This is a genomic window from Sphaerospermopsis reniformis, from assembly GCF_005402885.1.
GTDB classification, from domain to species: domain Bacteria; phylum Cyanobacteriota; class Cyanobacteriia; order Cyanobacteriales; family Nostocaceae; genus Sphaerospermopsis; species Sphaerospermopsis kisseleviana.
Genome location: NZ_BJCE01000629.1, coordinates 1 through 255, shown reverse-complemented (window position 1 = coordinate 255; position 255 = coordinate 1). Strand labels below are relative to the sequence as shown.

Here is a 255-nt window from a genome sequence, read left to right as displayed (position 1 = left end):
CGTAGAAAGTACCACTGGTGAAATTAACTTAGGAAATTTGCAAAATTATAATAATTATGGTTTTAGTTCTACTGCCAACGTAAAATTATTTGCAAGTGGTAACATTACTGCGGGTGATATTGTTAGCACTGGTAATGGTTATGATTCTGGTAATATTTCCGTAGAAAGTACCACTGGCGAAATCAAATTAGGAAATTTGCAAACGGGAAATTATGATATTGGTGGTTTTAGTTCTACTGGCGACGTAAAATTGTT

Annotated in this window: 1 protein-coding gene; it reads left to right on the top strand. The window is 33.7% G+C overall.

The genetic code is table 11. The annotated features are described in order from the left end of the window. On the top strand, positions 1-255 hold a 255-nt coding region (locus FFR48_RS28650), incomplete at both ends, for a hypothetical protein (RefSeq protein ID WP_162502006.1).